A 13,780-nucleotide genomic window follows, 5' to 3' on the forward strand; every position below is an offset into this window, starting at 1 on the left:
TCATAACCCCAGCGTTGTCTGCCAGGAAACACTGAGCGAAATCGCCCTGGCCTGGTGAGGCGTATCGTCCATCTGCAACGCCGTGCTCAACCTGCCGGCACGATACCCGAGCCCCACACTGCCGTGCCGGGTGGCGGAAAAATGCAGCCCCGGCCAACGCGCCGGGTAGTAGTACAGCCGCACGTCCCGATAACGGTCTATCCAGACCAGCTCGGCGCCCAGCGTGTAGCGCTCCGCCAGCGTACCCTGCCAGTGCAGGAAGGCTTTCACCGGCAGCCGCTGCCAGTAGTGCCGGTTGCCTTCGTAGCCGGTCATGGCCGCACGCACATTGAGTTGCCCGTCGTCATCGTAGGCCACCCGGTCGCTGGTCAGATCGGCCGTCGTGTAATACATGTCGCGCCAGTAAATCCCGTTGAGACCATCCAGCAGACGCAAGCGCAAACGATGCTGCGGGTTGATTTGCCATAGCGCATGCAGATCAAGCGCGGCCCCCCGACCACGGCGACGTTTCGTAGGCCGGTCCCAGAGTGCATCACGTGTATAGAAATAGCTCAGGTGCGCCTGCCCCTGATAGTCCTCCTCGTAGGTATCAATACCGCCGCTGACCTGCCCGTCGATCATCTCCGTGGCATTCAATAATTGAAAATGAGAGGTCAACGTCAGGCTCGGTGTGGGGGAAAAGGTATAGCCGAACGCCACACCACGCATCGACACCTGGTTAATGTCCAGCCGCAACGGCCAGCGGCGGCCGGCAGGAATGTCCCGATCTGTTTCGCTCCGCCAGATCAGCTCGCTGGCGCTGCGCGAGCTCCGGGCATACACCTCATAGCGGTACAGCGCCCCGACACTCACATCGCCGTAGCGCACGCCGGCTTCGGCCCGACCGAAACCGAGATGCTGTTCACCGGGCCTGAAATCCCGTCCCATGCCCCAGACCAGATCATGGACCGGAAACGCATCGCTATGGGATTCCGCCCACAGCAAGGCATAAGGCTGTATCTCCGAGCCGGCAATCCGGGACTGGCAGAGCAACAACAGGAACAGCGCACTGCGTAAAACCACACTCCACGGATACATCGCGCGGGCCGCCCCTCATCATGTCATCACAATGAAAAAATGGCGGCCGGGGCCGCCATTTCTATCACGTCTCAGAAAGCCTGTTACTGGATGCTTTCGAACGTGCCGTCCACATAGGTGACCTTGATCAGGTTCGGCTCGGTAATGGTGGCGTACACTGCGCTACCGACCTTGATGTTGCCAAACAGGTCGCCGCTTGCGTCTACTTGCAACACCGCCACCACACCATCCTGGTTAGTGATGGTCACACCCGACGTTGTCACTTCTTCTTCACCCTCTTCTGCCGACGGGTTGAGGGTCAGCGGCGCGCTGATAACGAGCGACTTGCCCGGGTAGCTGATGTTCACCGCCACGTTGCCAGCGGTCAGTGCCGACCGGGCGCCAGTCAGTTCAATGCGGCTTTCCTCGGCGATGCCCGCCAATGCCACGGTGACGATCAGCGAGAAATTGCCTTCGATGAACTGGCCGGCGGTTTCTTCACTGATCTGCTCCCAGCCGGAATCACTGCCGCCGCACATATGGGCTTCGCTGCACCAGGTTTCAGACACGCTGCTGGTTTCTTCCAGCACGTAACCGTTCGCGTCGGCCTCGAAGGCGAAGTTCAGGCTCAGTGCATTGTTTGCCGTTTCCACCATGCCGGAGAAAGTCAGCGCGGCAATGCCGAAGGTGAACGTCTCGTCTTCCACGGCCTGCCAGGTGCAGGATGTTTCATCACAGGCGTTCTCGTACTCTTCATAGCTGGTAGTGTGCAGCCCACTGACCTCAAGACCCAGCTGCCCCTGCAACACCACACCATCGGCCGGTTCTTCACCGGTCTGTTCATCCAGCTGTACCAGACGCACCGTCAGATCGAATTCTGCATCGCCGGTAAAGTCTTCTTCCGAGGTGCCTTCGAACTCATAGTTGCCGGTGTCCGTCTCCTGGTCAGTCAGTGATGAGACTGTGCTGCCGGAGGCCACCCCTTCAACAATTTCCAGCTTCAGCGCCGGCAGGCTGACCACACCGGAGATCTGCAAGTCCGCGTTGGTGGTTTCGGTTTCCGAATAGACCACACCCGACAGCATCTCCGGGTCAACGCAGGCGTTGCCCGTGCAGTCATAATCCAGCACAAACGTGGCACTGAGATCGGCCTCCAGCCCCTCGGCGACACCACTCACGTCGGTGACGGTATAGGTGTCGTTAACGAAAGTGACTTCCACTTCGGCCATCTCAAAGGCAATCGTCTGCGGGCTGGTCAGGGCCCCATTGTCTGCACGCTGCGCGTGGACTTCCGCTATGGCGTTGACCGCATATCCCAGCGCCTGCGCCAGTATTTCTGCATCGGCAGACAACAGGGTTCCCGCAGCGCCCAGCTCATCGGCGAATGCCTCGGCGCTCGCTTCCGTAATGAACGAGGTGCCCAGCGTACGGACCTGGCCCACGAACGCCTTCGCCTTGGCCAGATTGGCCAGTGCTGCGGTGTCGGACGGCGCAGCCTGGGTGAGTTCTTCACCCAACTGCTGCGCCGCCGCCAATGCCGTACTCAGCGTCGTGGAGACCCCCGCCAGATTCGCGCCGGACTCGGTCAGTGCTGCCTGCGCGGTGGCATAGATTTCTGCCAGATCAACGCCGGTGTTGATGCTTTCCTCACCATAGAACTGGCCGCCACTCGTGTTGATAAACGCCGTCGCGAGCTCATCCAGTGTCTGCCCTTCCTCCAGCGCAGCGCCATACAGGGCCGCCGCCAGCAGGGCGCCTTTTTGCGCATTGGCATTCGCCGCTTCCAGGGCGGCAGCGTCGGTAATGTCCACCACCGGCAGCGCCGTCAGCTCACCGGTCACGCCAAACAGGTTGGCGACATGGCTGTTGGCCAGATGGATCGCGACGTCATTCAGCAGGGCCGAGCGCGCTTTCGCTGCCGCCAGGTGCGTCAGCGGCGTGACGTTGATGGACACGGCGCCGCCATCCAGCACCGCCATCGCTTCCAGCGTCATATCCATGCCAAACGGAACTTCTGCGCCGAACGCCGCTGTGCCACCCTCGCCATCGTCACAGCCGGCCGGTACATCGCACACCATAGTGGCGTCCGCGTTCCCTGTAATCGTGATGAGCGCCGGGCCGGTGTAATCAATATCCAGGCTATAGCGGCCGGCATTATCTGTGGTTGTCGTCTGCAGGGCCTCGTCTGCCACCATGCCGTCGACGATCTGGTACAGGGCCACATCGGCCTGCTTCAGAATGCCTTTGACGGCAGCGCCCTCGATATCGGACGACGGCGGCGTCCCACCCGATCTGCTGCCGCCACCACCGCCGCCGCAGCCGGACAGGGCGACAGACAGCGCAACCAATGAACTGACAAGCAAAGACTGTGCTTTCACAGCGAACTCCTTGTAATGGTATCCCCAACCAAATCAGGAAGTGATCGTTGCAGGGAGGCTGTGCGCGCGCATCCCCCATATGGGGTATGCGGTGCCATCAGTTGGGTAGGCGCCCGCCAGGCCCCGCGCCAGCGCGGCGGGGCACCTTATTTCCGGCGACACTTATGGTACCCTCGCCACCCTCCGGGGTTCGCCGCAGTCCGGGCGCGGGAGAGCCGGCGGCGGAGCCGTCCGGTGGTCGGCTGACGCCCTGCCCCGGAGTGCCGGCCCATCAGGCCCGCCAGCCACGGCTCGCGGCTGCCAGGCAGCCCGAAATCGGGTACATTTAGCCCCCCGCACGCGCAGGGGAACGGGCTCCGCCTTCCCGGATGCGACAAGCGGGTGGCGGGCCACGAGGCACTCAGGCTCCACGCTTCCTGCGCGTGGCACCGCCCCAGTGCCACGGATGAAGCCCAGGATCAGGTACCAGGCCGGTGATGCCCGCATCGCCCGGCTTCACGTTTCCAGTCAGGCCGCTGATCGGAAAGGTTGATTGCAATGCCATGCGATATGGCTTTAACGGAGTACAGACATGACCAAAGACGTTGCCGTGATCATGGGGTCCCGCTCGGACTGGACGATCATGCAGGAGGCCTGTGAGGCACTGGACCTGTTCGGCGTCAGCTGGCACGCCGAAGTGGTGTCCGCGCACCGGACCCCGAAGCGTCTGGTCGAGTTCTCCGAAGCCGCCGCCGACCAGGGCTATAAAGTGATCATCGCCGGCGCCGGCGGCGCCGCCCACCTGCCGGGCATGGTCGCATCGCTGACGCCACTGCCCGTGCTGGGCGTGCCCGTCACCAGCCAGGCCCTGAACGGCGTCGACAGCCTCTATTCCATTGTGCAGATGCCGCGCGGCGTGGCCGTGGGCACCCTGGCCATCGGCGCCCCCGGTGCCTGGAACGCCGGCCTGCTGGCTGCACAGATTCTGGCCACGCAGCAACCGGACGTGATGGAACGCATCAAGCGCGTCAAACAGGAACGTGCCGACGCCGTGCTCGCCGATGCCCAGTTGGGGGCGAGCCAGTGACACCACGCGTTCTCGTACTCGGCACCGGACAATTATCGATGATGCTGGCGGAAGCCGGCGTGCGCCTGGGCGTGATCGTGGACCGCCTGTCGCCGGAAACCGGCGAACTGTTTCCCGGCACCTCGGACCTGGCCATGCAGCTGGACACCGACGCCCTGCTGGCACGCTACGACGCCATTACCGTCGAGCGTGACACCATGCCGGACAACGCCCTGGTCAACACGCTGATGGCATCCCCGAAGGCCGCCATTCGCCGCACCATGGCCGTGCTGCCCGACCGGCTGACGCAAAAGCAGTTGCTGGATGAACTGGGTATTGCCACCTCGCCCTGGCTGCCGGGCACCGAACTGGCCCAGGCACGCGCGCAATGGGGCAACGTCGTCATCAAGGCACGCCGTGGCGGCTACGATGGCCGTGGCACACATTTCCTGTCCGCAGACGATGCCCAGCCCGACGCGGACGAAGACACCATCGTTGAGGCCACCATCGGCTTCCGGCGGGAACTGTCCTTGCTCGCAGCGCGCAGCAGCCGTGGCGAAATGGCGTTCTACCCACTGGTGGAGAATATTCACCGCGACGGCATCCTGAATGTTACCCGCGCCCCGGCACAGCAACTGCACCCGCAACATCAGGCCCAGGCCGAAGCCATGGCGCGCGCCCTGCTCGAAAAACTTGATTACCACGGCATCATGGCCATCGAACTGTTCGATTGCGGCGACGAACTGCTGGTGAACGAGATTTCCCCGCGCGTACACAACTCCGGGCACTGGTCACAGGAAGGCGCCAGCATCAGCCAGTTCGAGATGCACCTGCGTGCATTGACCGGTCTGCCGTTGACGCCTCCCGAAGTGAAAGGCTTCGCCGCCATGCTCAACCTGCTCGGCGTGGCCTATGACACCGAGTGGTTGCATCGTCCGGGATATGTGCACTGGTATGCGAAGGATGTGCGCCCGGGCCGCAAGATGGGGCATGTGAATTTCATTGCGCAGGATGCGGACACGCTGGAAGAGCAGATGCTGGCGTGGCGGGATGTGGCCAGGAGCTGACTGACCATCGGCCGGCTGATGCACTCACCGAAGTGCATCAGCCCGTGCTGGCCACCATCGTGCCGGCCCGCCAAAACAGGTGCCCCTGGTCGCCATTCATGAATATATCTGCACATCACTCTCTCCCGTAGGGCGAGTCGAGCCTCTCAGGCCCTCCTGTCCGCCCGTGCCGCCTCACCGGCTCACAGAATGCCCCCCCCCCTGTTTCCGGGTAATGCATTTCTCCACAGCGCTCTATGCTCACGGACGACATCACTCTGAACCTGATTCGCGTCCATCACGCAAGGAGCACAGCAATGCAACGCACCCTCTGGCACCACCTGCTGCTGGCAGGCTTATTGAGCATGACATCTTTGGCCCACAGCGCGGAACCCGCCGTCACTGAGGCACCCACGGAACCGGCCGCCCTGGTGTCGGTGGACAACGAACTGGCCGTCACCGTCAGCACCGGCAACGAAGCGCTCGACGAAACAGCCAATCTGCTGATGCGCTGCACGGAACGAAACGCGGCACTGGAAGCCTGCGGCGGCGGCCTGCGAGGCATGGCCTGCCGCAAGGCACTGGAAGTGGGACGCTACAAGAATCTGGAATGTCCGGAGATGTGAAAACAGAGGCGCGGCACCTGTGCGTCTGAAGAGGGGCACAGGCGCCAGCACTCAACCTTCCCCGACATTAATGGGCCCATTGCACAAACGCTGTTCTGTCTCTGGCCCGCCCGACAGGCGGCCCCCTTCCTACAGATCCGGCAGTGTGATCGCGCGGGACCCGGAGTAAACCTGCCGCACCTGGATAGGTGCGTGTCTGTCGCACCCACCGGGCGCTACCTCTCAGGCCCTTCAACAATCTGGCTGTCCCAGAACGCCGGGCGCGGCGGCGGCCCCTCCACCCCCGGCCGGGCCTGCAGGTGCATGGCCAGTAGCCGGCTCCAGAGCCGCAGGTAGTGATCCAGCAAGCCCTCGTTCTCGACCAGCGGCAGGTCAAGCGCCATGCCCCGCAGCAACCACTGTGTCAGCACCATCAACTGGCGCACATCGTCGTCCGGGCCGCGCGCCTGCAGGTAATGGTTCGCGCCGTCACCGAGGGAGTGGTAGCAGGCGGTCCACAGCCGCCGCAGGATGCTGGCCAGTTCCGGGTCACGCTGGCTGGCCAGCAGCAGTTCGTTCAGCGCCTTGTGCTCGGAACGCAGGAACAGCTCTTTCCAGCAGGCGTAGATCAGGTCATGCAGGCGCTCGTCCGAGGCTTCCAGCCGGGCAATGGCCTGGCCGAGCTGGACATACACCTTGCGGATCAGTTGCTCCGCTGCCGCCGCGATCATGGCGTTCTTCGACGGGAAATGGTGCACCGGCGCACCGCGTGACACCCGGGCCGTTTCGATCACCCGGCTCACGGTGGTGCCGGCGTAACCGTCCTCGGCCAGGCACTGCAGGGTGGCATCCAGCAACCGCTGGCGCATGGCCTCGCTGCGTTCTGCCTGGGTGCGGCGGGCGGGCCTGGCCGCTGCTGCCTTGCCTGCCCCGGCGTCATCCGGCGCTACCTCTTTGCGTCTGCTGCTCATCACTATCCTCGTTTACCGCGACCCATGGCGGGCCTGGCTCCGCCCACAACTGCCTTGACGGTCCCGACCACTGTCTGATATTCATTAAACATACTGTACGACCATATTGTAAATATCACTGACCCAGCGGCCCCACCGGAGACCCCCCGATGAGCTTCACCAGCCCCAGCCCTGTTGCCCCCATGATCCCGCGCACCCTGTTCAATGAGGATCACGAGGCCTTTCGCCAGACCGTGCGCCGCTTCTTCGAGACCGAGATCGCGCCCTTTCATGAAAAATGGGAGGAACAGCAGCATATCGACCGCGCACTCTGGAACAAGGCCGGCGAACTGGGCCTGCTGTGCGCCACCATGCCCGAGCAATACGGCGGCGCCGGGGTGGACCGCCTGTACAGCGTGGTGTTGATGGAAGAACAGGCACGGGCTGGCGACTCCGCCTCCGGGTTTTCGCTGCATTCTGACATCGTCGCCAACTACATCAACAACTTCGGCTCCGAAGAACAGAAGCAATCCTGGTTGCCGCGCATGGCCACCGGCGACGTGGTCGGCGCCATCGCCATGACCGAGCCCGGCACCGGCTCCGACCTGCAAAGCATCAAGACCACCGCCCGCCTTGAAGGCGACGAGTACGTGCTCAACGGCTCCAAGATTTTCATCACCAACGGTTATCTCTGCGACATGGCCGTGGTGGTGGCCCGCACCGGCGACCCGAGCCAGGGCGCACAAAGCATTTCACTGCTGATCGTCGAGGCTGACCGCGCCGGCTTTACCAAGGGCAAGCCGCTGAAAAAAGTCGGCATGCGCGGCCAGGATACCTGCGAGCTGTTTTTCGACAACGTCCGCGTGCCGAAAAACAATCTGCTTGGCATGGAGGGCATGGGCTTCATCATGTTGATGAAAGAGCTGGCGTGGGAGCGCATGATGATCGCCATCATGTGTGCCTCCGGCGCCGAATACGCGCTCGCCACTACGGTGGATTACGTCAAGCAGCGCAAGGCGTTCGGCAAGCCGGTCGCTGCGTTCCAGAACACCCGCTTCAAGCTGGCCGAAATGCGTTCGGAAATCCAGATCGCTCGCGTCTTCGTGGACCGCTGCCTGGAACAGGTATTGAAAAACGAACTCAGCGTGGAAGCCGCCTGCGCGGCCAAATACTGGGTGTCCGATCTGCTCAGCAAAGTGGTGGACGAATGCGTGCAGTTGCACGGCGGCTACGGCTACATGCTGGAGTACCCGATTGCCCGCGCCTATATCGACACGCGCGCCAACCGCATCTACGGCGGCACCAACGAGATCATGAAAGAACTGATTTCGCGTTCCATCTGAAGCACATCAGGGCGGCAGCAATGCCGCCCTTTTTTATCGCCGGTCGGTGACCAGACAGCCGTCTCCGACACCGCAACAGGGACAGCAACAGGAATAACAACATGGCAGAACTGCGTTTTGATGGCCGCGTGGCCATAGTCACCGGCGCCGGTGGCGGCCTGGGACGTTCACACGCGCTCACACTGGCAGCACGCGGCGCGAAAGTGGTGGTGAATGACCTGGGTGGCAGTGCCCACGGTGATGGTCAGTCCGCGTCCGCCGCTGACAAGGTGGTTGAGGAAATCCGCGCCCTCGGCGGCGAAGCGGTGGCCAACTATGACTCGGTGGAAAACGGCCAGGCGATTGTGCAGTCCGCACTGGATGCGTTCGGCACCGTGGATATCGTGATCAACAATGCCGGCATCCTGCGTGACGTCAGCTTTCAGAAAATGACCCAGGCCGACTGGGATATCGTGCAGCGCGTGCACCTCAACGGCAGCATGAGTGTCAGCCACGCAGCATGGCCGATCATGCGCGAGAAAGGGTATGGCCGCATCGTCATGACGACCTCTGCCGCCGGTATCTACGGTAACTTCGGCCAGGCCAATTACTGCGCCGCCAAACTCGGCATCCTGGGCCTGGCCCACTGCCTGGCCGAAGAAGGCCGGGGCAAGAATATCTTCGTCAACACCATCGCACCCATTGCTGCCTCACGCCTGACCGAGACCATCATGCCGCCGGCACTGCTGGAAAATCTCAAGCCTGAGGCCGTCAGCCCGCTGGTCGCCTGGCTGTGTCACGAGGAATGCGAAGAGACCAAAGGGCTGTTCGAAGTCGGCGCCGGCTTTATCGCCAAGCTGCGCTGGGAACGCACGGCGGGCCACGCCTTCCCGTTGGGCCGAGCCTTTAACATGGACGATGTCGCCCGCAAGTGGGGCGCCGTCACGGATTTCAGCGAGAGCACGCACCCGACCAATACCAATGAGGCGCTGGCACCTATCCTCAGCGCCGTCAGCAACCCCAGCCTCGGCGGCAATGAATTCATCGACCTGGATACTGCCACCAAAACCGAGCTGCTGCTCGAATCCTCCTATGACGAGCGCGATCTTGCCCTCTACGCACTGGGCATTGGCGCCGCACGTGATCCCCTGGACAAGGACGAACTGAAATACGTCTACGAACTGGGCGGCGATTTCCTTGCCCTGCCCACCTGGGGCGCCATGCCGCAACTCAATGCCATGCTGGCCGCCGCCAAAAGCGGCAGCCTGGTCCTGCCGGGCATGAGCTTTGGTCTGGACCGGCTGTTGCATGGCGAGCAGTACATGGAACTGAAAAAACCGTTGCCGCCGAACGCACGGCTCAAGCACGTCTTCAAGTTCAAGGAAGCCTTCGACAAAGACCCGAATGCCGTCATCACCTTTGCGATTTCCACGCAAGATGAAAGCGGCGAGGAAATTGCCTACAACGAGATGACCTCGTTTGTGAAAGGCGCCGGCGGCTGGGGCGGCGACCGTGGCCCGTCAGGTGAAAGCAACCTGCCGCCCGACCGTGCACCCGATGCCGTCATCGAAGAACAGACGGACGCCAACCAGACCCTGCTCTACCGGCTCTCCGGCGACTGGAACCCGTTGCATGCCGATCCGGATTTTGCCCGTGCGTTCGGCTTCGACAAACCCATCCTGCACGGCATGTGCACCTTCGGCTATTGCGGCCGTCATGTGATCAAGGCGTTCTGCGGCAACGACGGGCGCTACTTCAAAAGCATCAAGGTCCGTTTCGCCAAGAGCGTGTTCCCCGGCGACACCCTGGTGACACGCATGTGGAAGGAATCGGACACACGCATCCTGTTTGAAACCACGGTCAAGGAACGCAACGAAGTAGTGATCAAGAACGCCGCCGTTGAGCTCTACAAGGAGCTGCCCGCCGCCGGGACTGACACAGCAGCCCGTACACCCGCTGCCGCCGAAACCAGCACCGTGGATCAGGGCATTACACTGGAAGATGTGTTCACGGCCATCAAATCCTATGTGGCCATGAAACCGGATCTCGTCTCGCAGACCAGAACCGTCTTCCAGTTCCATTTCCACAAGCCCGAATCAAACTGGTTTATCGACCTGAAAAACGGTGACGGCAACGTCGGCAGCGGCATCGCCGACAAGCCGGATGTCACGCTGGAGCTGGATACCGAACTGGCCCCGGTACTGTTTGGCGGCGAGCTGGCAGAGGTCCAGAAACTGTTCTTCGGCGGCAAGCTCAAGATAAGCGGCAACGTGATGGCCTCGAACAAGCTGGCCATCCTCGCCGGCATGGATAAGAAACTGGTGGAAGAGGCCCGCGCCGGCCGCGTTGCGGCAGCCGGCCACTCTGCACAGGCCGCCCCGGACGCGACAGCCAAAGCCGCCGCCGATGAAAGCGTCACCCTGGCTGATGTATTTGCCGGTGTCGCCCGTTTCATTGCCGGCCAGCCTGAACTGGTGAAGCAGACCAACACGGTCTTCCAGTTCAGCTTCCACAATCCGGACACCCACTGGTTTATTGATCTCAAGCACGGCGATGGCGCGGCGGGTGCCGGCACAGCCGAAAAAGCCGATGTGACACTGGAGCTGGACACCGCACTGGCGCCGATCCTGTTCGGCGGCAATATCGGCGAAGTACAGAAGCTGTTTTTCAGCGGCAAACTGAAAGTGCACGGCAATGTCATGGCGTCCAACAAGCTGTCCGTACTCTCCGGCATGGACAGGCAACTGGTGGAAGACGCCGGCGCCAAACGTCTGGCGAGCGGTGCCGACACCGAAGCACCCGCCGCTGCGGCCACACCTCCCCGCAAGGCGGCCGCGCCAGCGATCTTTGCGGCCCTGGCCCAGCGCCTGGCAGAAGGCACCGTCAAACCCGCACTGACACAACTGCTGCAATTCCATCTGCGTGAACCACAGGCAAGCTGGCTGGTGGATTTCTCGGTCAGCCCGGCACAGGTGCGCGAAGAGGTGAGTGAGCAGGCGGCGGCCGTCTTCACGCTCAATGACCAGGACCTCAAGACGCTGGCCCAGGGCGGCAGCGATGTGCGCCAGCTCTATCAGCGTGGCGCACTGCGCGTGGATGGCGACGCCCGCCTGGCACCCGGACTGACTTTCCTGAGCGGCCTGCTCTGACGACCCATTTCCGAGAGAGGACAACAACATGAAGCGGCGTGTAAACGTGATCGGCGTGGGCATGACCCGGTTCGCCAAACCCGGCAGCAGCCCGGACTACCACGAAATGGCCCGCGAAGCCGGCCAACTGGCCCTCAACGACGCCGGCATTCCCTATGCCGATGTCGAACAGGCGTTCGCCGGCTATGTCTACGGCGATTCCACCTGCGGCCAGCGCGCGGTATACGAACTCGGCCTGAGCGGCATTCCCGTGGTCAACGTCAACAACAACTGCTCAACCGGCTCCACTGCGCTGTTCCTTGCACGGCAGGCCATCGAAGGCGGGCTGGCCGAGTGCGTGCTGGCGCTGGGTTTCGAGAAAATGGAACGCGGCGCATTGGGTTCCAAATTCAATGACCGGGAAAATCCGATGGGCCAGCATGCCCAGGTAATGCTGGATGCCCAGGGCTTCAACAGCGCACCACCGGCGGCGCAAATGTTCGGCGGCGCCGGACGCGAATACCGCTGGCGCTACGGCACCCGCCGCGAAACGTTCGGCAAGATCGCGGAGAAGGCGCGGCGCCACGCCAGCAAGAATCCGTATGCCCTGTTCGGCCAGGTGCTGTCGCTGGAAGAAATCATGGCCTCCGAGGAAGTCTTCGATCCGCTGACACGCTTCCAGTGCTGCCCGCCGACCTGCGGCGCCGGCGCCGCCATTCTCTGCTCGGATGAATTCGCTGCCCGGCATGGCATCAGCAACCCGGTGTATATCGCAGCCCAGGCCATGACCACGGATTTTGCCAGCAGCTTCAACGAGCAGAGCATGATCAAGATGGTCGGCTATGACATGACCCAAGCCGCCGCCCACAGTGTTTATGAAGCAGCCGGCATAGGCCCGGAGGATCTGGATGTGGTCGAGCTGCACGACTGCTTTACCGCCAACGAACTGCTGACCTACGAGGCGCTGGGCCTCTGCCCCGAAGGCGGCGCCGAGCAGTTTATCTGGGACGAAGACAACACCTACGGCGGCAAGGTCGTGACCAATCCCTCCGGCGGACTGCTCTCCAAGGGCCACCCGCTGGGTGCCACCGGGCTGGCCCAGTGCACGGAACTGGTCTGGCAGTTGCGCGGCACCGCGGATGCACGCCAGGTTGATAACGCACGCGTCGCCCTGCAGCACAATCTGGGCCTGGGCGGCGCCTGCGTCGTGACACTGTACCGCCGCGATTGATCCCGGGCCGCCTCAGGCCGGCCCGGACATGCTCCCTGATTCCGACAACAACAAGGGCCTGTCCATGAACACTTTTCGCAAACCCTTTAACGCCATTCTGCCGACACGGCGCGACCTCAGATTCAATCTGCCCGCCGACCGCATCGGCGACTGGCATGACGCGGCCGGCCCGGTCTTCACCGCCTTTCTCAACACCTTTTCCATCGTGCTGCCGGTGGGTGAACGTTTCTTTATCGACAGTGTGCGCGCCTACCGCGACCAGATCACCGACCCGGCGCTGCAAAAAGCCGTGACCGCTTTTATCGGCCAGGAAGCCATGCACGGGCGCGAGCATGAGGACTACAACGCAGCCCTGTTCGCCCGTGCTCCGGTGGCGCCGAAGTTTGAACGGCTGGTCGCCGGTATCCTGTCACGCCTGAGCAAACATGGCCCCAAGGCGTTTGCTCTCAGCGGCACCATCGCTCTGGAGCACTTCACCGCGTTGCTGGCCGACAGCGTACTGCGCGAACCGCGCGTTGCCGAAGGTGCCGAACCCCACTATGCCGCCCTCTGGCGCTGGCATGCGCTGGAAGAAACCGAGCACAAGGCCGTGGCATTTGATGTCTGGGAGGCCGTGATGGGACGTGGCGTCAAGGCGTACACATTGCGCAGCCTGGGGCTGGTGCTGGCCACCCTGATTTTCTGGGGGCTGGTCATTCCGGTCTTTCTGGCCGTGCTGCACAACGAAGGCAAGCTCACAGACCGGCAAGGCTGGCGAAAATTCTTTCGTTATACCCTGGGCGATATTGGCCTGCTGCGCATCCAGCTCCGCAACTACGCTGATTACTTCCGCCCCGGCTTCCACCCCTGGGATCATGACAACCGCGAATTTCTGGCGCAGATCGACACCTTCCTGGCGTCCTACCAGCAATCCATAGCCTGACCCGTCTTGCGCTGACGCAAACCCGCCACGGTGGTCGAGTGCCCGACGGACTCTGTTCGGCACCGACCACCCGGCCTCCACGGCCACACGCTACAGA

The 13,780-nt window shown here is 62.6% G+C and carries 10 protein-coding genes; 7 read left to right on the plus strand and 3 right to left on the minus strand.

The window, feature by feature from the left end; all coding sequences use genetic code 11:
- Both S7S_RS16350 and S7S_RS16355 read right to left on the minus strand, forming a co-directional pair.
- Nucleotides 1-1,077, minus strand: coding sequence for a hypothetical protein (locus S7S_RS16350; protein ID WP_008733244.1), 1,077 nt, complete (start codon nt 1,075-1,077; stop codon nt 1-3).
- 83 nt (nt 1,078-1,160) lie between these two features.
- Nucleotides 1,161-3,434: a hypothetical protein gene (locus S7S_RS16355; RefSeq protein ID WP_008733242.1), complete on the minus strand. Its 2,274-nt coding sequence runs from the start codon at nt 3,432-3,434 to the stop codon at nt 1,161-1,163.
- A 571-nt stretch (nt 3,435-4,005) separates the two neighbouring features.
- Here S7S_RS16355 and purE point away from each other — a divergent pair.
- The 3 genes from purE to S7S_RS16370 all read left to right on the plus strand — a co-directional run bounded on the left by purE (nt 4,006) and on the right by S7S_RS16370 (nt 6,151).
- Nucleotides 4,006-4,500: a 5-(carboxyamino)imidazole ribonucleotide mutase gene (purE, locus tag S7S_RS16360; RefSeq protein WP_041026024.1), complete on the plus strand. Its 495-nt coding sequence runs from the start codon at nt 4,006-4,008 to the stop codon at nt 4,498-4,500.
- A complete protein-coding gene (locus S7S_RS16365) occupies nt 4,497-5,546 on the plus strand; it encodes an ATP-grasp domain-containing protein (protein WP_052269270.1) in 1,050 nt (349 codons plus the stop codon). Before purE ends, S7S_RS16365 begins: the two co-directional genes overlap by 4 nt.
- Before the next feature lie 296 nt (nt 5,547-5,842).
- Entirely contained in the window at nt 5,843-6,151 is a 309-nt protein-coding gene (locus tag S7S_RS16370) for a hypothetical protein (RefSeq protein WP_008733237.1), read from the plus strand.
- A gap of 215 nt (nt 6,152-6,366) precedes the next feature.
- Here S7S_RS16370 and S7S_RS16375 read toward each other — a convergent pair whose 3' ends face one another.
- Entirely contained in the window at nt 6,367-7,101 is a 735-nt protein-coding gene (locus S7S_RS16375; protein WP_008733235.1) for a TetR/AcrR family transcriptional regulator, read from the minus strand.
- A 182-nt stretch (nt 7,102-7,283) separates the two neighbouring features.
- On the opposite strand from S7S_RS16375, the gene S7S_RS16380 reads away from it, so the two are divergent.
- From S7S_RS16380 to S7S_RS16395, 4 genes are all read left to right on the plus strand, one after another.
- Nucleotides 7,284-8,423: an acyl-CoA dehydrogenase family protein gene (locus S7S_RS16380; protein WP_008733233.1), complete on the plus strand. Its 1,140-nt coding sequence runs from the start codon at nt 7,284-7,286 to the stop codon at nt 8,421-8,423.
- Nucleotides 8,424-8,524: 101 nt separating this feature from the next.
- Nucleotides 8,525-11,551 (plus strand): SDR family NAD(P)-dependent oxidoreductase, encoded by a 3,027-nt coding sequence (locus S7S_RS19375; protein ID WP_008733230.1) that lies wholly within the window; start codon nt 8,525-8,527, stop codon nt 11,549-11,551.
- A 28-nt stretch (nt 11,552-11,579) separates the two neighbouring features.
- Entirely contained in the window at nt 11,580-12,761 is a 1,182-nt protein-coding gene (locus S7S_RS16390) for a lipid-transfer protein (protein WP_008733227.1), read from the plus strand.
- Nucleotides 12,762-12,789: 28 nt separating this feature from the next.
- Nucleotides 12,790-13,683 carry a metal-dependent hydrolase gene (locus S7S_RS16395; protein ID WP_008733224.1) on the plus strand — a complete coding sequence of 298 codons (894 nt, stop codon included), beginning with the start codon at nt 12,790-12,792 and terminating at the stop codon, nt 13,681-13,683.
- Nucleotides 13,684-13,780 lie beyond the last annotated feature (97 nt).

The organism is Isoalcanivorax pacificus W11-5, assembly GCF_000299335.2.
In the GTDB taxonomy this organism is placed as follows: domain Bacteria; phylum Pseudomonadota; class Gammaproteobacteria; order Pseudomonadales; family Alcanivoracaceae; genus Isoalcanivorax; species Isoalcanivorax pacificus.